22 protein-coding genes are annotated in these 19319 nt (G+C 60.2%); 5 read left to right on the top strand and 17 right to left on the bottom strand.

From position 1 onward, the window contains the following. The first annotated feature begins 28 nt into the window (after positions 1 to 28). A complete protein-coding gene (gene ubiG, locus FHS83_RS16645; protein WP_167084174.1) occupies positions 29 to 787 on the top strand; it encodes a bifunctional 2-polyprenyl-6-hydroxyphenol methylase/3-demethylubiquinol 3-O-methyltransferase UbiG in 759 nt (252 codons plus the stop codon). Here the strand turns inward: ubiG and FHS83_RS16650 are convergent. From FHS83_RS16650 to FHS83_RS16685, 8 genes are all read right to left on the bottom strand, one after another. Then, positions 784 to 2637: a glycosyltransferase gene (locus FHS83_RS16650; RefSeq protein WP_167084176.1), complete on the bottom strand. Its 1854-nt coding sequence runs from the start codon at positions 2635 to 2637 to the stop codon at positions 784 to 786. The genes ubiG and FHS83_RS16650 overlap by 4 nt on opposite strands. Positions 2638 to 2780: 143 nt before the next feature. Further along, positions 2781 to 3182 (bottom strand): hypothetical protein, encoded by a 402-nt coding sequence (locus tag FHS83_RS16655; RefSeq protein WP_167084178.1) that lies wholly within the window; start codon positions 3180 to 3182, stop codon positions 2781 to 2783. After that, positions 3179 to 3568, bottom strand: coding sequence for a hypothetical protein (locus tag FHS83_RS16660; RefSeq protein ID WP_167084180.1), 390 nt, complete (start codon positions 3566 to 3568; stop codon positions 3179 to 3181). The genes FHS83_RS16655 and FHS83_RS16660 overlap by 4 nt, the downstream gene beginning before the upstream one ends. Before the next feature lie 89 nt (positions 3569 to 3657). After that, entirely contained in the window at positions 3658 to 4074 is a 417-nt protein-coding gene (locus FHS83_RS16665; RefSeq protein WP_167084183.1) for a DUF1178 family protein, read from the bottom strand. A 39-nt stretch (positions 4075 to 4113) separates the two neighbouring features. Beyond that, on the bottom strand, positions 4114 to 4365 hold the full coding sequence (locus tag FHS83_RS16670; RefSeq protein ID WP_167084185.1) for a DUF1178 family protein: 252 nt from the start codon (positions 4363 to 4365) through the stop codon (positions 4114 to 4116). Between the two features lie 19 nt (positions 4366 to 4384). Beyond that, complete coding sequence (locus FHS83_RS16675; protein WP_167084187.1) at positions 4385 to 5260, bottom strand: carbon-nitrogen hydrolase family protein; 876 nt, start codon at positions 5258 to 5260, stop codon at positions 4385 to 4387. Between the two features lie 18 nt (positions 5261 to 5278). Next, complete coding sequence (grxC, locus tag FHS83_RS16680) at positions 5279 to 5533, bottom strand: glutaredoxin 3 (protein WP_167084189.1); 255 nt, start codon at positions 5531 to 5533, stop codon at positions 5279 to 5281. A 27-nt stretch (positions 5534 to 5560) separates the two neighbouring features. Beyond that, complete coding sequence (locus FHS83_RS16685) at positions 5561 to 6337, bottom strand: ComF family protein (RefSeq protein ID WP_167084191.1); 777 nt, start codon at positions 6335 to 6337, stop codon at positions 5561 to 5563. 17 nt (positions 6338 to 6354) lie between these two features. Between FHS83_RS16685 and FHS83_RS16690 the strand changes: the two genes are divergently transcribed. Further along, positions 6355 to 7206, top strand: coding sequence for a methyltransferase domain-containing protein (locus FHS83_RS16690; RefSeq protein ID WP_167084192.1), 852 nt, complete (start codon positions 6355 to 6357; stop codon positions 7204 to 7206). Positions 7207 to 7373: 167 nt separating this feature from the next. On the opposite strand, the gene FHS83_RS16695 is transcribed toward FHS83_RS16690, so the two are convergent. From FHS83_RS16695 to FHS83_RS16710, 4 genes are all read right to left on the bottom strand, one after another. Continuing rightward, complete coding sequence (locus tag FHS83_RS16695) at positions 7374 to 7823, bottom strand: cupin domain-containing protein (RefSeq protein ID WP_167084194.1); 450 nt, start codon at positions 7821 to 7823, stop codon at positions 7374 to 7376. After that, positions 7820 to 8911, bottom strand: a complete 1092-nt coding sequence (locus FHS83_RS16700; protein ID WP_167084196.1) for a RuBisCO large subunit C-terminal-like domain-containing protein — start codon at positions 8909 to 8911, stop codon at positions 7820 to 7822. Before FHS83_RS16700 ends, FHS83_RS16695 begins: the two co-directional genes overlap by 4 nt. Before the next feature lie 76 nt (positions 8912 to 8987). Next, positions 8988 to 9131 carry a Flp family type IVb pilin gene (locus FHS83_RS16705; RefSeq protein WP_167084198.1) on the bottom strand — a complete coding sequence of 48 codons (144 nt, stop codon included), beginning with the start codon at positions 9129 to 9131 and terminating at the stop codon, positions 8988 to 8990. Further along, on the bottom strand, positions 9128 to 9532 hold the full coding sequence (locus FHS83_RS16710) for a (deoxy)nucleoside triphosphate pyrophosphohydrolase (protein ID WP_167084200.1): 405 nt from the start codon (positions 9530 to 9532) through the stop codon (positions 9128 to 9130). Before FHS83_RS16710 ends, FHS83_RS16705 begins: the two co-directional genes overlap by 4 nt. 828 nt (positions 9533 to 10360) lie before the next feature. On the opposite strand from FHS83_RS16710, the gene adhE reads away from it, so the two are divergent. Continuing rightward, positions 10361 to 13018, top strand: a complete 2658-nt coding sequence (adhE, locus tag FHS83_RS16715) for a bifunctional acetaldehyde-CoA/alcohol dehydrogenase (protein WP_167084202.1) — start codon at positions 10361 to 10363, stop codon at positions 13016 to 13018. A gap of 54 nt (positions 13019 to 13072) precedes the next feature. Here the strand turns inward: adhE and FHS83_RS16720 are convergent, their stop codons facing one another. Then, positions 13073 to 14395, bottom strand: a complete 1323-nt coding sequence (locus tag FHS83_RS16720) for a serine hydrolase domain-containing protein (protein WP_167084204.1) — start codon at positions 14393 to 14395, stop codon at positions 13073 to 13075. A 155-nt stretch (positions 14396 to 14550) separates the two neighbouring features. On the opposite strand from FHS83_RS16720, the gene FHS83_RS16725 reads away from it, so the two are divergent. Beyond that, positions 14551 to 15084 (top strand): MarR family winged helix-turn-helix transcriptional regulator, encoded by a 534-nt coding sequence (locus tag FHS83_RS16725; protein ID WP_208414921.1) that lies wholly within the window; start codon positions 14551 to 14553, stop codon positions 15082 to 15084. A gap of 72 nt (positions 15085 to 15156) precedes the next feature. After that, the gene (locus tag FHS83_RS16730) at positions 15157 to 16218 is read left to right on the top strand and encodes an acyltransferase family protein (RefSeq protein ID WP_167084208.1); all 1062 of its coding nucleotides are present in this window, start codon (positions 15157 to 15159) and stop codon (positions 16216 to 16218) included. Here the strand turns inward: FHS83_RS16730 and FHS83_RS16735 are convergent, their stop codons facing one another. From FHS83_RS16735 to argJ, 4 genes are all read right to left on the bottom strand, one after another. After that, the gene (locus tag FHS83_RS16735; protein WP_167084210.1) at positions 16219 to 16455 is read right to left on the bottom strand and encodes a hypothetical protein; all 237 of its coding nucleotides are present in this window, start codon (positions 16453 to 16455) and stop codon (positions 16219 to 16221) included. 140 nt (positions 16456 to 16595) lie between these two features. Continuing rightward, positions 16596 to 17321, bottom strand: a complete 726-nt coding sequence (locus FHS83_RS16740; protein ID WP_167084212.1) for a M15 family metallopeptidase — start codon at positions 17319 to 17321, stop codon at positions 16596 to 16598. Positions 17322 to 17466: 145 nt separating this feature from the next. Beyond that, the gene (locus FHS83_RS16745) at positions 17467 to 17925 is read right to left on the bottom strand and encodes a RidA family protein (RefSeq protein WP_167084214.1); all 459 of its coding nucleotides are present in this window, start codon (positions 17923 to 17925) and stop codon (positions 17467 to 17469) included. A gap of 89 nt (positions 17926 to 18014) precedes the next feature. Continuing rightward, positions 18015 to 19295 (bottom strand): bifunctional glutamate N-acetyltransferase/amino-acid acetyltransferase ArgJ, encoded by a 1281-nt coding sequence (gene argJ / locus FHS83_RS16750; protein WP_167084216.1) that lies wholly within the window; start codon positions 19293 to 19295, stop codon positions 18015 to 18017. Between the last annotated feature and the right edge of the window lie 24 nt (positions 19296 to 19319).

Below are 19319 nucleotides of genomic sequence, written 5' to 3' on the forward strand. Positions count from 1 at the left end.
ATGGGCGAAGGTGCGATATAAGGCGCTCATGACCGAATCCGCTGACCCTTCCGCCCCCGCACGCCCCTCCGTTGATCCCGCTGAGATTGCAAAATTCTCGGCCATGGCCGCCGAATGGTGGGACCCTACCGGCAAGTTCGCGCCCCTGCACAAGTTCAATCCGGTGCGGCTTTCCTTCATTCGCGACACCGCCGCGGCCCATTTCGGCAAATCCGGGCTGGTACCGTTCGAGGGCTTGCGCCTGCTCGATATCGGCTGCGGCGGCGGGCTTTTGTCTGAGCCAATGACCCGGCTGGGCTTTGCGGTGACGGCTGTGGATGCTTCCGTAAAAAACATCAAAACCGCCATGACCCATGCCACTGCGCAGGGGCTTTCCATCGATTACCGCCACGGCAGCGCCGAATCGCTGGTGGAATCAGGCGAGCAATTCGATGTGGTGTTGAACATGGAAGTGGTCGAGCATGTCGCCGACCTCTCCCTCTACCTGGCCGCTTGCGCCAAGCTGGTGAAGCCGGGCGGGATCATGTTCGTCGCCACCCTGAACAAGACACTGAAGTCCCTCGCGCTCGCCAAAATCGGGGCCGAGTACATCCTGCGCTGGCTGCCGCCGGGCACCCATGACTGGTCGCGCTTCATCGAGCCCAAGACGCTGAAGGCGCTTCTCACCGAAAACGGCCTCTCCGTCACCACCACGCAAGGCGTCAGCTTTGACCCGCTCAATTGGTCCTGGCGCCTCTCGAGCGATACCGACGTGAATTACATGGTGGTGGCGGAACAAGCCCGCTAAGCGACGGCGGTTGCGGGGACCTCCTTTGTCTCGACGTAATCGGGCACGGTGAAGTTCTCCCACACGGGATAACCTTCCAGGATTTCCTTGGCGGCTGCACGCAGTTCGTAAGGGGCATCGCCCGCCAAAGCCATCAGCCAGTAAAGCCAGACCAGCATGAAATCGCGCGCGGCCTGCTGGCGCCCCGCCTCGTCCTTGGCGAGGAGATAGCCGAAATTGCGCATCGCGAAATCGGCGAGCTTGGCCAGATCTTGCGGCACCGCGGTTCCTTTTGGTGCGAGAATGCGGCCCATATCGGCATGCGCAATAGCGGGCTCCGACGCCAACTCATTCTCCAAGGCACGGCAAGCGGCAAGATTGATGACGCCCTCCTGCGCCGCCAAAGCCAGACGATTAAAGCGATCGACCGTCGTCGGCTTGGGGATCAGCGCGAAGGCTTTTTCGTAAAAGGCCAGCCGCAGCGCGCGCAAATCCTCTGTCTTCGGCAACCCGCCCACCATATCGGCCAAGGAAGCGGGACCGAAAGTCTGCTGGATATCGCCATAGAACGGCATGGCGAAAGCCGCGGGATGGCTCGCGCAGGCCTCGGCGGCCGCCAGCATATCATCGACGGCCAAGAGCCGTTCAGGGCTTTCCACCTCCATATAGGCATGAATGCGCGAGAGCGCGGCCTTGCCGGGAGAGACGCGGCGTTCGCGCCAACCCGTCTCGGCGCCGATCTTGGCAAAGAGATCATGGTAAAGCGTGCGGTAATCATAGTCTTTTTTCATCCGCGCCTGGCCCTGGCGCGCGATGCGGATGCAAGCCTCTTGGTCGTTTAGAAGCTGCTCCAGCTTGGCATCGAAGTCGCTTTCATCGAAACCGACATATTCCTCGCCAGGCGTGAGCGTTTTCTCCATCTCCTGCGGGCCGGTGGCATAGCGCGGCTCATATTGCATTAGCACCGCCCCGGCATTGGCCGCTTCGCAGCTTCGGTAATTGTAAGGGCCATGGATGCCGACGGCATTGATCACAATCCGCGCCGCGCCGAGCAGTGCGATGTAATCGTCGCGCGACAGGCCCGTTACCATCTCGAAACGGAAGCGGGCGCCGTATTTGGCCTTGGCTTTTTCGAAAAGCGCCGCCGTGATCTTGCGATAAGGGCCATAGAACATCGGCCCCTCACCGGGAAAGGTCATCAGCACATCGATCGGGCGCGGATCAGCAGCGTTGCCGCCGATGATGTGATGGAACGAGCCCCAAGATAACCCGAACGGCACATCGAGGATTTTGCGCGGGTCCACCGTGTTCTTCAGAATATCGCAGTAGCGGCTGGAGAGCGGCAGGACATAATCGAACTGCCGCGCCACGGCATCCACCTTCCAAGCATAGAAATGATGGCAAAGGCTCGCGACCGTCGGAAAGGGCGCGCGCTCCAGCCCGCGCAGATACCTGTCCAGTGAACAGGTCTGATAGTCGAAATAGAGATCGGGCACGAACCCCTTGGGTAAGGCGGCCAGGACATCGCTCATATCCTGGGTAAAAGGATCGACCACGATGACGTCTTGCGCGGGCTGATCACTTTGAGACAGCACCACATAGAGCACATCGGCAACCGCCAAGAGCGGGACGGCGTGGAAATTAAGCAGCTTGCTACGGCTGCCATACAGTACGCGTGGTCTACGAATTTTCAGATGGGCGGCATGGCGGATGCGGAAGCGGTTGCGGGCGTCCAAGGCAAATGGCTGGCTGGCGGACGCAACCACAAATTGCTCGAACTGTTCTTCCAGCGCCGGGACGAGATCCGGCGCCTGCTCGGCTAAGGTGGAAAACTGCTCTAATTGCGCGAGAATTTGTTGAAGTGGTTGCATAAGTAACTCCCCGGGTGAGGGATTTTACTTACGTCCAAATACCTAGAGTGGAATTAACCCTAACGGGAATATAAAATCACATTCCCGTGCAAGCTGCGACATTCCATCGCAGCGGGAATTATTCACAATATGCAACTGTAGAACTACCCAGCCCGGGCGAAGGGCACCTGCTGGCGGGCGGGCATGCGGCGAGAGCGGACCATCACGAATTTGCCGGACCAGTCCGGTCGGATGGTCCAGATACCCTCGATGATCGAGCCATCAGAATTCGACAGGCCTCGATACTGAATCCGGCAATGGGCCTTGCCTTCATAGCTCTTGATGAAATGGATATCCCGCCCCTGGCGGCGGCCTTCGATGATGCCGAACAACACCGCGCCGCGATCAGGACCTCTGGTGCAAATCTCATTGGTGGCGCCCGTGAAGCCGCTGCTGGTATCGATCAGCGTTGCTCCAAAGGGCACAGTAGGATCTTCATTCGGATAGCTGAAGAATCCTTGCCAGATACCGGTCAGGTTGATGGCGGCGAGTTGGGGCTGGGTCATCGCTGGAACGGCCTGTCGATATAGAGTTTCTGACGGACCAAAATATGGGGCACACAGAATTTCTCCTGCCCGCTGGTAATGCCCTTGGGCACATCCACGCTGACAATATCGCCGCGCGTCTGCGCGCACGCCGCCTCCGTCTGGCCGATATAATGGATGAACCGAACTGTGTTTTGCGGGCAGACATCGCCACAACGCACGTCGACGACCACCGGCAAGCCGCGATGCAACCCGAGAACGCGATCCACAGGCGGATCTTTCACGGCCTGAACACTTTGGGCGCGGCTGACGAGAGCGTTATCATCGAGCTGGTCGCCGGCGGCGAAAGCAAAACCGCCTAGCACGACCCAGGCCGTCGCGAGACATGCGTTGAAGACCAGCCGCATCCCGGATTCCCTTAATTCCAGGATGAAGTATAGCGATCTACGCGCTTGACGGGAATTAAGTTTGCGTCACCGGAGTGACGCTTTTCATCTCAGTTGGCTTCTTCTTCGAGATCAGGCGGCAAAGCGGCGATTTCAACGCCCTCTTCCACCAGCGCTTTGGCCTCTTCCAGCGAGGCTTCACCATAAATTTGGCGCTCTTCCGTCTCGCCGTAGTGAATTTTACGCGCTTCTTCGGCAAATTCCTTGCCCACGTAATCGGCATTCTCAGTGACGTATTTGCGCATGCCCGTCAGGAACTGGCGCATTTTCTTGAGTTCATCGGCTTTCAGCGTGGATTTCTTGGTCCCCGATACCGCCGGGGCCATCGGCGCTTTGGTCACCTTGGGCGAGGAGCATACCGGGCAGACAAGTTTTCCAGACGCTTCCTGCTCGTCATAAGCGGAGCTGGAGGCGAACCAACCCTCGAACGCATGGCTGTTAGCACATTGAAGACTGTAAACGATCAATACCGTACCTCTGGGCAGTACCTTTAAGCCTTCACCAAATCATCTGGCGAAACAGCCGCCGCCGCAAGTCTGAGCACAGGGCGGTGCATCGGCCATATCCATACAGGACCCTGGCACCGCATTGCGCGTGCCCGAAAGCGAGGGCGCCATCGGTGCTTTCTCGACATGATGTGAATGGCATTCTGGGCAAGCGATCTCGCCTTTTTCCGCCATCTCATCGAAGCGGCTTGAGGAGGTGAACCACTCCTCGAAGTGATGATCCTTGTCGCATTTCAGCGTGTAAACGATCACGGCAATTCCCCTGAACTGGTCAGTCTTCTGATGCTTCACCAGAGAGGCGCTTTTCCGCAAGGCTGATGCCGGTTGTCAATGTGAAACGGCGACCATGCCGCAGGCTGGGGATTTGGGCCCGCGCCGCGCGCGACTTCTCCGGATCAATCTCGGCGAGGATGAATCCCGGCTCGGTGCCTGCTTGCGCCAGAATCTCTCCCCAAGGCGAAATGATCAGTGAATGGCCATAGGTGCGCCGCCCATTGGCATGCAGACCGCCTTGCGCGGGCGCCAGCACAAAGGCACCGTTTTCAATCGCGCGGGCGCGTAAAAGCACTTCCCAATGCGCCCTGCCCGTGGTCTCGGTAAAAGCCGCGGGAACCGTGAAGAGGAATGCGCCCGCCTCCGCCAAAGCGCGATAAAGCTGCGGGAAGCGCAAATCATAGCAGACCGAAAAGCCGATGCGGCCCGCGGGCAAATCCGCGGTCACCGCGATATCACCGCCCGCAACGGTATCGGATTCGCGATACAGCTCGCCGCCCGGCAGATCGACATCGAAGAGATGGATCTTGTCGTATTGCGCCGCGATCGAGCCATCCGGCCGGATCAGGAAGGAACGATTGGCCGTGCGCGTCTCGCTCACCTTGATCGCCAAGGAGCCGATCATCAGCCAAATGGAAAGTTCCTCAGCAAGGGCGCGAAACACCGCCAAAGCAGGATCGTGTTCTTGCGCAAAACTCTTGTCGAGCTTGGCGCCCGCATCCGCTGCCATCAGGCTGGTGTTTTCAGGAGTCGCTATGAAGCTCGCGCCCGCGGCTTTCGCCTCGCGGATCAACGCCACTGCCGCGGCGACGTTCTCTCCAATCTCCTCGCCCGCGCAAAGCTGTACGCAAGCGGCCTGGAACGGAGCCGTCATGGTGTTTGCCTTTCTGGCTTATGCGCTCAGAAGCGGATCAAGCTCGCCCGACGCATCCAGCGCATGCAGATCATCACAGCCGCCGACATGGCGCTCGCCGATGAAGATTTGCGGCACGGTGCGGCGGCCGGAACGCTCCATCATCTCCTTGCGCGCGGCGGCGTCCATGTAGACGTCAACTTCCTCAAAAGCGGCGCCCTTGTCGCTAAGAAGCTTCTTGGCCCTTGCGCAGTAAGGGCAGATCGGGGTGGTGTAGATTTTGATGTTCGCCATAACTGTCCTTTATACCGCCTCTCCCCCCTATATGGGATGCGTAGTCACACGTGCCAAGGCCAGCACGAATACTGCCGAAGCGCCCGCGCGCTTCAAGGCCCTTGCGGCGGCGCTGACGGTGGCGCCGGTAGTTAAAACGTCGTCGATTAATAAAACGCGCTTTCCCGCCACTTGGCTGCGTGCCGCTTTGGGGACACGGAATGCCCCCTGGACGTTGCGGCGGCGGGCCTCGGCAGAGGGCATTTTGCCCTGGCTGGGGGTGGGTTTGATTCGCTCCAGCACCGTCGGCTCCAAAGGCAGGCTGCAGCGTCGCGAAAGCCCCCGCGCCAGCTCACCAGCCTGGTTATAGCGCCGCTTCCACAGCCGCCAGCGGTGCAACGGAACCGGCACAATCATATCGGATTGGGAGAGGAGCAGCCGCCCACTGCGCTCCAGCCAGCGGCTGAAGGCGGGCACCAGATCCAGCCTATCGGCGTGCTTCAGCGCCAGAAGCGGCTTTTTGGAGAGCTCGTCATAGGAGAGGATAGCCCGAGCCCGGTCGAAATATGGCGGATGCGCAAGACACGCGCCGCACAGCGTATCCTCGCCCGCATCAATCTCAAATGGCAGGCCGCAGGAGGCGCAGACCGGATCATCGATGAAATGCAGCATGGCCCAGCATTCGGGGCAAAGCCCATCCGGCTCGGTCACGCCCTCGCGGCACAACATACAGAGCGGCGGATACACCACATCGATCAGCATGCGGGCGAATTTTCGCCGCCACCTGCCCTCTCTCTCGCCGACACTGTTTTCGTTGGGGCTCATTCTGCTAGTTTAGCGCAATGAGCCAGAATGATCCAAAAGCCGAGAACAAGCCCGGCCCGCCGCGCATTTTCGACCCCGCGATTCAACGTCTTCGCAGGCAACGTGCGGCGCGGCTGCAAGCGGACCGTTTTCTCCTGACCGAGGCTGCGGAGGGGGTCAAGGCTCGCCTCGCTCCGGTCAATCGGACATTCACAACCGCGCTATCTTTAGATGAGAACGCCAACGCCATACTTCAAGGGCCCGGACTTACTTGGCGGACGGCAACATTCAACGATGTTGGCCGTCTGGACGCGGATAATGGTTACGATCTCGCGGTCAGCATATTAGGATTGCATAATATTAACGATCTGCCCGGCGCGCTGGCGCAAATCCGCCGCGCACTGAAGCCCGATGGCTTGTTCGTGGCCGCGCTGTTCGGCGGCGCAACGCTTACTGAACTGCGTGATAGTTTCGCCCAAGGCGAGATTGCCACGACGGGCGGGATTTCTCCGCGCGTCGCCCCGATGGCGGATGTGCGCGAGCTGGGCGGTCTCTTGCAGCGCGCGGGCTTTGCCCTGCCCGTCGCCGATGTCGAGCGCACCACCGTGCGCTATCGCGATTTCTTCACTTTGGTGCGCGATTTGCGGGCTATGGGCGAAACCAATGCCCTTTCCAGCCGCAAAGGGTTCTTATCGCGTGCCACCCTCGCCGCCGCGCTGGAGCATTACCGCGAACATTATGCCGACGAGAATGGCAAGCTGATTGCCACCTTCGAGATCATCTATCTCCTCGGCTGGGCCCCCGATGAAAGCCAGCAGAAACCGCTTAAACCCGGCAGCGCGAAGATGCGGTTGGCCGATGCGTTAGGGGTGAAGGAGCAGAAGCTGTAACGCGCATGTCATCCCGGCCAAGCACTTCGCAGCACAAAGTGCGTAGAAGCGCGCCGAGCCGGGACCCACTTCATCGCCAGCACAGATTTCGAAGTAGGTCCCGGATCGCGCCATAGTGCGAGACTTCGAAATCTGCGTGGCGCGTCCGGGATGACAAACTATTTGGGTTATCCGAAGAACTTCGCCACCGCCGGATCAGAGGCTAGCGCGGCGCGTTCGGCTTCGCTCGGGAGCTGGGGCTTGTCGCGTTCGACATCGACCATGCAGAGAAAGCCCATCGCCTCTCCCGCATTGGCACGGAACTGATGCCAGGTCATGGGATCGATGGTGACGAGATCGTTTTGCGCGATATCGAAGACCTTGCCGCCGACCATCACTTGGCCATGGCCGCGCAGGATCAACACGGCGTGGACATGCTCGTGCCGTTCCAGGGTGGAATAGCCGTTCGGCGCCATTTCGAAATAGCGCAGCTCGCCCTTCATGCCGGGATGGCGAAACAAGGTTTGGCGCGTGATGGCATGAAACGGCGCTGCGCCTTCTTCCTTGTAAGCGAGAAGATCGGTGTTCTCCCAACGATAGTCGGAGAAGTGCCGCACCGGGCTCGTGGTCTCGCTCATGAAAAATTCCTCACCGCATCACAGAATTTCGCCGTCTCGGCGGTGATGTTCTCTTTCGCCGACAAGAGGCTACCGCCGATGAGAAGGATCACGCCCGTGCCGAAGAAACTCAGAAGTTCGGGCACGCGTTTGAGCTCCATGCCGCCCGCAGGCACCGGCACGCAAGGCTTTTGGCCTTTGCTCTCTTCCAGACACCAGCCCGCGATCTTCTTGCAGAGCTGCGGGGGATAGCCGAAACGCCCGCCGTAATTGGCAAAGACCGAGGCATCCGAGCCCATCAAGCGCATCAGCTTGCCGAAGAAAAACGCCGGCGCCATCGGCCCGCCCGCCATGGACGGATGTGTCATGAACAGGAAGTCAGGATTTTCCGCCTTGATGGTCTGGAATTGCGCGAAACCACAAAGCATCGGCGCTATAAGAACGCCATCGACACCGTTATCGCGGCAGATCTGCATCTGCGCCCGCATCTTGTCGAGATTGCCGTTGAGGCTCGGCAAATAGCGCGTGGCAACGCCGCTCTTGGCGCGCGCCTTATGCACGGCTTCCGCGATCACCGGCACACGCGCGGCGAAGGGCGCGTAATACTGGTCCGCGAGACCGTGATCGTCCTTGATGTAATCGATGCCGCCGAGCGCGATGTCATAGGCAAGCCGCGCCAGCGTGGCGGGCGGGGTTCCTTGCGGCTTCAAAGCGGTGGCCGACAAAGCGCCCTTGGCGCCGACGCGGGCGCGAAAACCTTCGAGGCCGTGATTGGGACCGCCGAAGGCCTTCACGATATCTTCGGGGAAAATCGCATCTTCCAGCGTGATGCCATCCTGCAGCGACGTATTGCCGAGGATCATGTTGATGAACTGGGCGGCGTCATAGCCCGTGGTGATGGAGGCCAGCCCGATGCGCACTTCGTATTCGCCCGCGCCGAGATCTTTGATCTCCTCCACCCGGCCGAGCACATTCTCCAGCACAAAGGGGTCGTCGATCGGCGCGACGGGCATTTCCACGCTTTGCTCCACGGCGATGCCTTGAGCGCGGGCTTCGATGGTCGCGGCCTCAGCCTTGACGCGATAAATGGTCGTGATGCGTGTCGTCATGGCGCCGGACCTTAACGGCGGCGCGCCCCAAGGCAAGAAAATTCATTTGCCGGGAAAAAGCCGTAAAACGGCCAAGCTAGAACTGAATCCGCTCATAGAGCGCCAGCACGGATTGGCCGAGATTGGTCACCGCCAGCACAATCACCGCCGCGATGAGCGAGGCCACGAGCGCGTATTCGATGGCGGTGGCGCCGCTCTCGTCGTGCAGGAAGTCCGTCATAGCAGGTCCCTGAGCATCGGGATTAGCGGCAGGTCCGCTGGCGGCATCGGATAATCGCTGAGCTCCTTTGCCCGCACCCATTTCAGCGCCGTGTGTTCCTTGGCCTGCGGGATGCCCTCCCAGCGCCGGCAGATGTAGAGCGGCATGAGCAAATGAAAGTCCGCGTAGGCGTGCGAGGCGAAAGTGAACGGCGCCAGACAGGGCTCCTTCACCGTGATGCCCAGCTCCTCCTGGAGTTCGCGGATGAGTGTCTCCTCCGGCCGCTCTCCCGCTTCCCATTTGCCGCCCGGAAATTCCCACAGTCCCCCCATCTGCTTTTCAGGCGGACGCTGCGCGATCAGCACCCGGCCATCGGAATCGATCAGCGCACAGGCCGCCACCAGAACCAGTTTCAGCGCCATATGCTCATCTCCCGCCATTGTGCCGTACCGATCCTTGCGGAGCGGTTTAAAAGCGCGCTTCGCTTGTAGGCGGTTTGCTTAACCGCAGGCTAACGGCGAGGCCAGCCTGGTTTAAGGATTTCTGTGGATGCCCTGGGTTACTTGCGGGACTTGGGGCGACCCAAGTCCCGCCAGCCGGCACACGCTGATCCCCTGGGCTGCAGAAGGTCTCGTGGTGCGCGCTTGAGGTTATCGCGGTCGTCTTCCAGTCCGATCCTAGAACCGGATGGACCGTCGCCGCCCTCAAGTATGAAGAAATTGTGACTCCAAGCCCCTACACTGTCCAGGGGAATCCCGGATCGGGACAAGTTTACCGCGATCATCTACTGGAGGTTGTTTTCGGGAGTGATCCGCAGCCCGGCGGCCCTGCTACCAAGGCTCAGCTCATTTTGTATGCGCCGCTGACAATCATGCACGAAAGAGAATCGCGGGGCGACGTCCCGGAGATTTCGGCCGTTTTCCCCCTTCGCGTCCCAAAACGGCAAAAAAGGGCTGAAATATTTTGTAACACTCCGCGCGGGCGTCAAATCGCTTGCAGCAGCGCCGAGTATTTCAAAAGCGCCCCGTGTGCCTTGCGCTTCGTGAAAATGATGCATCTCGGATACCGCAACTTGCCTCGACGATAGGCAGTAAAACGGGGCAAGTCCGTGGCGGTACGGATTGATGTTACTGCCTATGACAGACAGGTTGCCGCATGTGCGCACCCGCCATACTTCTTTGTCTAACGCTGTCAATAAAGCGGGTTTATATCGCGGACATCACTGATGCGAAGTTGAAGAGGACCTGAACATGTCAGTCTCTAGCCTGCCCGAGTTGGATGCCCTGGTCGCCCGCGTAAATGCGGCCCAGAAGGAATTCGCCGGCTTCTCGCAGGAGAAGGTCGACCAAATTTTCCGCGCTGCGGCTTTCGCCGCGACCGAAGCGCGTATCCGCCTTGCCATGATGGCCGCCGAAGAAACCGGTATGGGCGTTGTCGAAGACAAGGTGATCAAGAACCACTTTGCCTCTGAATACATCTACAACAAGTACAAGGACGAGCCGACCTGCGGCGTGCTGGAAGTCGACAATGTCGGCGGCACGATCACCATTGCCGAACCGATCGGCGTGATCTGCGGTATCGTTCCGACCACCAACCCGACTTCGACCGCGATCTTCAAGGCGCTGATCTCGCTGAAGACCCGCAACGGCATCATCTTCAGCCCGCATCCGCGCGCCAAGAAGGCGACCTGCGCCGCTGCCAAGCTGGTGCTCGACGCCGCCGTCGCCGCAGGCGCCCCGGAAGACATCATCGGCTGGATCGACGCCCCCTCGATCGAGCTTTCCAACGCCCTGATGCGCCACCCCGGCATCAACCTGATCCTGGCCACTGGCGGCCCGGGCATGGTGAAGGCGGCTTACTCCTCGGGTAAGCCCGCCATCGGCGTCGGCGCCGGTAACGCCCCGGTCGTGATCGACGAATATGCCGACATCAAGCGCGCCGTCGCTTCGATCCTGATGTCCAAGACTTTCGACAACGGCATGATCTGCGCCTCTGAGCAGGCCGTGGTCGTGGTCGACAGCGTTTATGATCAGGTCCGCGAGCGCTTCTCCAGCCATGGCGGTTACATCCTGTCGGATAACGAGCTGGGCGCGGTGAAGCAGACTGTCTTCCCCGAAGGCCATCTCAATCCGAACGTCGTCGGTCAGCCCGCGGTGAAGATCGCCGCCATGGCCGGCTTTACCGTTCCGCCGGAAACCAAGGTCCTCATCGGCGAAGTCGAAGAGACCGTGGATAGCGAACCTTTCGCGCACGAAAAGCTCTCCCCCACCCTCGCCCTGTATCGCCGCAAGGATTTCGCGGCGGCGGTCGATGCGGCGGCGGACATCGTGGCGCTGGGCGGTATCGGCCACACTTCGGTGCTCTACACCGATCAGGACCGTCACGCCGATCGCGTGATGGCCTTCGGCAAGCGCATGAAGACCGCGCGTATCCTGGTCAACATGCCGTCGAGCCATGGCGGCATCGGCGACCTTTATAACTTCACCATGGCCCCGTCTCTGACGCTCGGCTGCGGCTCTTGGGGCGGCAACTCCATCTCGGAGAACGTCGGTCCCAAGCATCTCATCAACCGCAAAGTGGTCGCGAAACGCGAAGAAAACATGCTCTGGCACAAAGTCCCCAAATCCATCTATTTCCGTCGCGGCGCGATGGTCGAAGCCTTCAAGGAACTCGCCGGTAAGAAGAAGGCCCTGATCGTCACCGACCACTTCCTCTTCGCCAACGGCTACACCGACGAAATCGTGCGTCTGGCCAAGGAACAGGGTCTCGATGTCGATATCTTCAACGAGGTGGAAGCCGATCCCACGCTGTCGATCGTCCGCAAGGGCGTTCTCAAGGCCAATGCCTTCCAGCCGGACGTGATCATCGCCGTCGGCGGCGGTTCGCCGATGGACGCGGCCAAGATCATCTGGGTCATGTATGAACACCCGGAAGTCCATTTCGAGGATCTGGCGCTGCGCTTCATGGATATCCGCAAGCGCATCTACAAGTTCCCGAAAATGGGCATCAAGGCCGAGTTCATCGCCATCCCGACCACCTCGGGCACCGGTTCAGAAGTCACCCCCTTCGCGGTCGTGACCGACGATTCCACCGGCCAGAAATATCCGCTCGCCGATTACGAGCTGATGCCCACCATGGCGATCGTGGACGCCAACCTGGTGATGAACCTGCCCAAATCGCTCACCGCTTTCGGCGGCGTCGATGCCATCACCCATGCCTTGGAAGCCTATGTCTCGGTCATGGCGAACGAGTATTCCGACGCCCAGGCCCTGCAGGCCCTCAAGCTCCTGCGCGAGTACCTGCCGGCCTCTTACAAGGAAGGCGCCGCCAATGCGGTGGCCCGCGAAAAAGTGCATAACGGCGCCACCATTGCCGGTATCGCCTTCGCCAACGCCTTCCTCGGCGTTTGTCACTCCATGGCGCACAAGATCGGCGCGGCCTTCCACATCCCGCACGGCCTCGCCAATGCGCTGCTGATCTGCAACGTCATCCGCTACAACGCGAATGACAATCCGACCAAGCAGACCGCCTTCTCGCAGTATGACCGTCCGAAGGCCCGTGCCCGTTACGCCCAAATCGCCGATCACCTCGGCCTTGGCGGCGCGCGCACCGGCGATAAGGTCAACAACCTCATCGCTTGGCTGGAAGGCCTCAAGAAGGAGCTCAACATCCCGGCGTCGATCCAGGCTGCAGGCGTCTCTGAAGCCGACTTCCTGGCGCAGCTCGACGAAGTTGCCGTTAAGGCGTTCGACGACCAGTGCACCGGCGCCAACCCGCGCTTCCCGCTGATGAGCGAACTGAAGCAGATCCTGCTCGACAGCTATTATGGCCGCGCTTACGTCGACACCTATGACAAGAACTCCACGGAAGATATCGACTCTGCCGTGGTAAACCTGATCCGCGCCTAACAGATCAGGGTTTCACTGAAAGCCTCCGGAGCGAAAGCCCCGGAGGCTTATTTTTTAAGTGCGGTCCGGCAGACGGGCGCCGATAAAGTCCGCTGGATTGGCGGCGTGGGGATGTCCCCGGTTGGATAAGACAATCACGGTGTAGCCGGATCGCGGATATACGGCAAAGTCGGCATTCACGCCGGGCGCGCTTCCGCCATGGCCATAGAAGGACGCGCCGTTTCGAGCTGCAACGGTGAGGCCCAAGGACCAGTTGCGGCTGCCCGCGGATACTTTTGCTGTCGTCAACAGCGCAAGATGACGAGCATCGAGCAAAGCCCCCGCCGCAAGCGCCATTGCGAAATTGTTGAGGTCATCCACCTTGGAATACCCTCCCCCCGCAGGCAGACCCACGTAATACGGTAACGGCTTTAATCCGGTCTGCGCTGCGCCCACTTGCGGTATCGCAGTGTTCTCTTTCGTGGCGAGCGGCCCGGTCTCGGACATATCGGCTTTACGGAAAACATTTTCAGCGAGATAGGCGTCCCAGCTTGTGCCGGAGACCCGTTCGAGGATCGCGCCCAGCAATATGAAGCCCAAATTGCTGTAGCCCCACCGCGTGCCAGCCGGAAACGCCGGCTCAACCCGCCCGAAGATACGGATAAAATCGGCGGGGGTGCGCAGTTCCCCGGCATGGCGATCATATTCAGGTCCGAAAAAGTCCCCCGTCCCTCCTGTATGGGTCAAGAGATGCTCCACGGTCACCGTGCGGGCTATGGAGGTGTCTGGATAGTCGGATAAAAGTTTGCCGACGGTGTCGGTTAGCTGCAGTCGGCCGCGCTGTACAAGCTGTAGGATGCCAACCGCCGTGAACATCTTGCCCATGGATCCGATGCAATAACGGGTGTTGGGCGATGCTGCTGGATCTCTCATGCCTGCCACCGAGCCATAAGCCTCGCGCATCACCACATGGTCTTTTTGGGCGATAAGAACCGTGCCCGAAAACCGTTTAGCCGTCGCCTCCGTCGTGAGTTTGGCGTGCAACATCTTCAGGCCTGCGGCCTTGCCAAGACGCGGGAGGACGGCCTCGCGAGGATCGGTTGCACCGGAAAAACGCACATCTGAAATCCCATGCGTGTCGAGCGACAGCACGACCTTCGAAAAACGCCCCCAATTATGATCGCGAACAAAAGCTGTAATCTCGCCTGCGCCGGTCTCCTCGCTGCGCAACAGATCATAGCCGCCCGATGCTTCACGAACCCCGAGATCCTCGTCGATGTAGGGTGCTAAGTCAGGAATATTGGTCTTCACAAAGGCTGCATAGGTTGCGATATCCGGCGCGTTGAACGCGGCCAGCCAACGCTGCAACCAGCTCTTCGCCGAGGGTTGCGCCGCCAAGGCCCGGCCACCCAACAAGGCACAGGCTCCTCCGATTACGCCTCGTCTTGAAACAGTCATGGTGACGCCCAGCGTTTTTCTGCTTGCCCAGAGTTATGTAGGCGCCTACATATTGTCAAGCGAACGGAAGTGCTATGAAAGACTATGTATCCGAAATGGGCGGCGCGGCGCTTGGTGCGCGGCTTCGTCGGCTGAGTGCGGTGATCGATGCGGATGCGGCGAGGATCTATGCCGCGCAGGGCATCAAGTTTGAGCAACGCTGGTATGGCGTTATAAATCAACTGGCGATGAAGGGCCCTTTGAGCGTGCGCGATCTTGCAGCCCTGCTCGGGATTAGCCATGCATCGGTCAGTGAAACCGCAAAGTCGCTTAAGCAGGCGGGCCTGATCACCGCGCATAGCGATCCGGATGATTCCCGCCGCAGTGTTTTATCCCTATCCCGATCTGGAAAGGCTTTGGTCGCAAAGCTTCGCCCCTTATGGGATGCCTTCGATGCCGCCGCGCGCGAACTCGATGCGGAAGCCGGAGAAGTCAGCGCAGCTTTGGCCAGGCTCGAAGACGTCTTGCAGCGAAAATCGCTACAGGCGCGGATTGCGGAGCACCTTCAGATACTGCCCCGGGGGGCGCTAAAACCCTCCCTTACGACGCGCGCGGTATATTTTTTGTCACGGCCCATTTTGAATTCGTGACGTTACGCCCATTCTTCCGCCCATCAGCGCGGTATGCGATGAATACAATGTGAGCGATGGCGGGATTTCTTGATGACGATAACTCAGGTCGTTGGTGAGACCAGACCCTCGCCTGCGTCCGCGCAGCCCATCAAGAATGCCAATATTCAAGTGCTGCGTGCCGTCGCGGCGCTGGGTGTCGTCTTTCACCACAGCATGCATGCGCTGGAAGATTCCGCGCCCGGCCATTTCCAATGGAATTGGTCCTTTGGCGCCTATGGGGTGGAGATTTTCTTCGTCATCTCGGGCTACATCATGATGATGGTGACCTCGGCGAAGGAAAAGACGGCGGGTTCTTTTCTCACCGCGCGGCTGATCCGCATTCTGCCGCTTTATTATCTTCTCACCGCGTTTGTGATCGTGCTGAAAATCACAGGGCTGGCCCATTTCGGCAATGATCCAATCACGCCCGCCTGGGCGGCGAAATCCTTCCTCTTTTTGCCCTTCACCAAGGCCGATATGCCCTCCTCGCCGATCCTCTTTCCCGGCTGGACGCTGAATTATGAGATGATGTTCTATCTGCTGTTTGCAGCCTCCCTCATGGTGCGCAGCGAGACCTTGCGCGTGAAGATCGTCATTGCATCCATCGCGGCTGCGTTCCTGTTGCCCTGGATCTGGTCCACACCGCTGACGCGCTATTTCGGCTCAGAGGTGATTACCGGCTTCGCCTTTGGCGTCGCGCTGTGGCCATTGACGCAAAAGCTGCGCCTCACCCCAGCCATCGCCACAGCCCTCATCGTGGCGGGCGTTGCCGCCATGGCGGCGATCGACCACAACCATCTCAATGACACGCCCTTGATGGGGGCCGCATTGTCCCTCGCTGCGGCAGCGATTGTTGCGGGCGCGATATTTCTGGAGCGAGGCGGTCTGTCGGTGAAAAATCGCGCGCTGGTGGGTTTAGGCGATGCGAGCTATGCGCTCTATCTCGTCCATCCCATCGTCATCGCGGTGATCGCCCATCTTGCCGCAAAGGCACATGTCGGCCCCGTCGCCATGGTTCTGACGATGATAGCGGCGTCTCTGGCCGTGGCAGTAGTGATGTATGAAAAACTCGACCGGCCACTGCATGAGGGACTGCGGCGGCTGACGCGCTGATCAGCGCTTGGCCTCTTCCACCGGCGGGGGCACTTCGCGCGGCGCGTCCGGTGTGGTGCGGATGACTTCGCTCTGGACCGCGGCGGGAGCTTTATCAGGCGTGACATGCTGCGAGGCAAAACTGAAGGCGCCGAGAACCACAACGCCCATCACTGCGACCGCCAGAAGGCTCAAGAGACGGCTATAGCGTGTCGTCACCTCCGTTACCCGGATTCTGTGGCGCCGCATATCGACCATTCTCTGCTCCCTGTTGCTAGGGATTATAGGTAAACGCGGTGTTGGGCGCGGTGATAACTAAACCTGGGAGATAGTGCGGCAAGTCGTGCTGAGATTGTGGCGAAGCGGTGGCGCGGCCTCCACAAACATTGACGAAAAGCTCACGGCGCGGATGACACCGCGATCATTTGCTCAAAGGCTGCGCGTGCTTCTTCTGGCGGCAAGGATGCGAGCCGCTCGGCCAGCGCGCGCGTAATGTCGAAATGCTGATAGTCGATAGGCTCATCCCAGAAGCCACCCCAGTTGGAAAAGCCATTACGAGTGAAGATCGCGACCACGCTTTCGGCCATGCCGGGCCGCGCTGGCTTGCCGGGGCGCTGCTGCAGGCGGTTGAGAAAGCCCGCCCCTTGCGGCGGAGCAACGGTCACCGTGGCCCCGGAAAAGGTGAGATAGGGATTTTCGCGCGGGTTGATGTCGATCGCCGCGCCATAAGCATGCAGTGAGAGCCGGTTCGAGCCCGCGATGGGGCGATGATTGAAGGAAGAGGTGTTGTCATCCGCCATCGAGGCGTCGTCGCTACCCTCATACGCCTCCACTGGCCTCGCTTTGCTAATGGGAAAGCCTTGCGCCTTCATCTCCTGGAAAATCTTGAGCACGCGCGGCGCCAGCGCATCCAGCACCACCACGCGGCCATCATCGTGGCTGCGGCCCTCGAAATCGACATATGTGAAGGTGACGGTTGCGAGCCGCGCACATCCCACCGGCGCGCCGTCATTGAGGACATGATGCGCCTTCATCGCGGCACAATCGGCTGTCGAGAGCGGCGCGATATTGTCCGCGAAAGCGGGGGCGGAAAGGAACACCAGCGCTGCAAAAAGGTTTCGCATCAGCCAAGCCCCACCTCTTCGTCATGGCCGGGCCCCGCCCCGGCCATCCATATCATCGCCGCACAAAGCTTAAAGCCAAGCAGAATTCTCCGCCACAGGATGGCCGGGTCGAAGCCCGGCCATGACGGTTGGGGGTGAGGCTGTTCTACCTCTTCGCGGGCCGTCTCGCGATGATCTTGATCTCGGTGATGCCGTTATCAGGGATCAGGCGCACCACTTGAATGGCGGTCCAGGCGGGGAATGGCGCTTTGATGTAGCGGCTTTTGACAGCCACGATGGCGGGCATCTGGGTTTTCAAATCGGTATGAAAGCTGGTGATGTCGACCACATCGGCCCAGCTTGCCCCGGCGCGTTTCAGGATGGCGCCGATATCCTCAAAGGCGCGGCCATACGCGGCTTCAAGATCGGTTTCGCCGGTGCGCGTTCCGGCCACCACGCCGGATAGATAAATGGTGTCGCCAGCGATGCGCGCATCAGCAAAGCCCCAGTTCTCCTGAAGTTTGCGAAAGCCCGGGTCTTCGGACATCAGCGCAGGCGTTTCGCTCGCAACAGCGCCCGCAGTTACAGCCGCCACGGCCAGCATTGCAGCAGTAAAGGTTTTCATCTTGGCCCGCTCCCCGCGCTACACGCAGGAAGTGTCGGACCAAGATCTTTCCCGGTCAATGGCAGCACGCGATTGTGAAGCGGTGTGCCTTAGCTGCGATAACTGCCGTTGATGTCGATGTAGCCATGGGTGAGGTCGCAGGTCCAGACTTTGGCCTTGCCCTTGCCGAGGCGCAGATCGACGGTGATTTCGACTTCCAGCTTGGAGACTTCCTTGGTCGCCTTGGCCTCGTTATAGCCCGGGGCGCGTTCGCCCTTTTCGGCGACGAGTTCCTTGCCGAACCAGATCTTCAAGCGGTCGCGATCCGCGGCCTCGCCCGATTTGCCGACCGCCATCACGACGCGGCCCCAATTGGCGTCATTGCCCGCAACCGCCGTCTTCACCAGTGGCGAATTGGCGATGGAGAGCGCGACTTTCTTGGCCGCCGCATCGTCTTCGGCGCCTTGAACAGTGATGGTGATGAGCTTACCCGCGCCTTCACCGTCGCGCACCACTTGCAGGGCGAGGTCGAGCAGCACCGCATCGAGCTTCTTCTTGAAATCGCGCAAGGCAGGATCGGTGGCTGAACGCACCGGCTTATTGCCCGCCTTACCGGTCGCGAACAGCAAGAGCGTGTCGGAGGTGGAGGTGTCGCTATCGACGGTGATCGAATTGAAAGACGGCTTCACGCCTTCGCTGAGAAGCTGCTGCAAGACTTTCGCGGGCAGATTCGCATCGGTGACCACGAAAGACAGCATGGTCGCCATATCCGGCGCGATCATGCCCGAACCCTTGGCGATGCCGTTGATCTGTACCGGCTTGCCGCCGATCTTGGCGGTCGCCTTGGCAAGCTTGGGATAGGTGTCGGTGGTCATGATGGCTTCCGCCGCCTCACGCCAGCGATTGGGATGCGCCTTGGCCTTGAGATCGCCCAGAACGGCCGTGATCTTCTCCGCCGGGAGCGGCTCACCGATCACGCCAGTGGAGGCCATATAGACCTCATCGGCGCCGCAGCCCGTCACGGAGGCTGCCGCGACCGCGACGTCGCCCGCGCCCTTGAGGCCCGCGCGGCCCGTAAAGGCATTGGCATTGCCCGAATTGACCACCAGTGCCCTGGCCGTGCCGTGTGGGAGGCACGCCTTGCACCAATCCACCGGGGCGGAGGCCGCCTTGGACTTGGTGAAGACGCCTGCGACCTTTGTGCCCGGCTCGAAAATCGCCAGCATGACGTCGGTTCGGTTTTTGTAACGAACCCCGGCCTCGCCCGCGGCCAAGACTACCCCTTCCAGAGGTGGCAATTTGGCGAAGCGCTTGGGCGCCAAGGGTGAAACAGCGTGAAGACCGGTCTTTTTGGCGGCTTTTGGGGTCGCCTTGGTGCGATTCTGCGGCATTTGGAATCTTCTCCCCGTGCAGCG

Origin of the sequence: Rhizomicrobium palustre, assembly GCF_011761565.1 — a bacterium.
GTDB classification, from domain to species: Bacteria; Pseudomonadota; Alphaproteobacteria; order Micropepsales; family Micropepsaceae; genus Rhizomicrobium; species Rhizomicrobium palustre.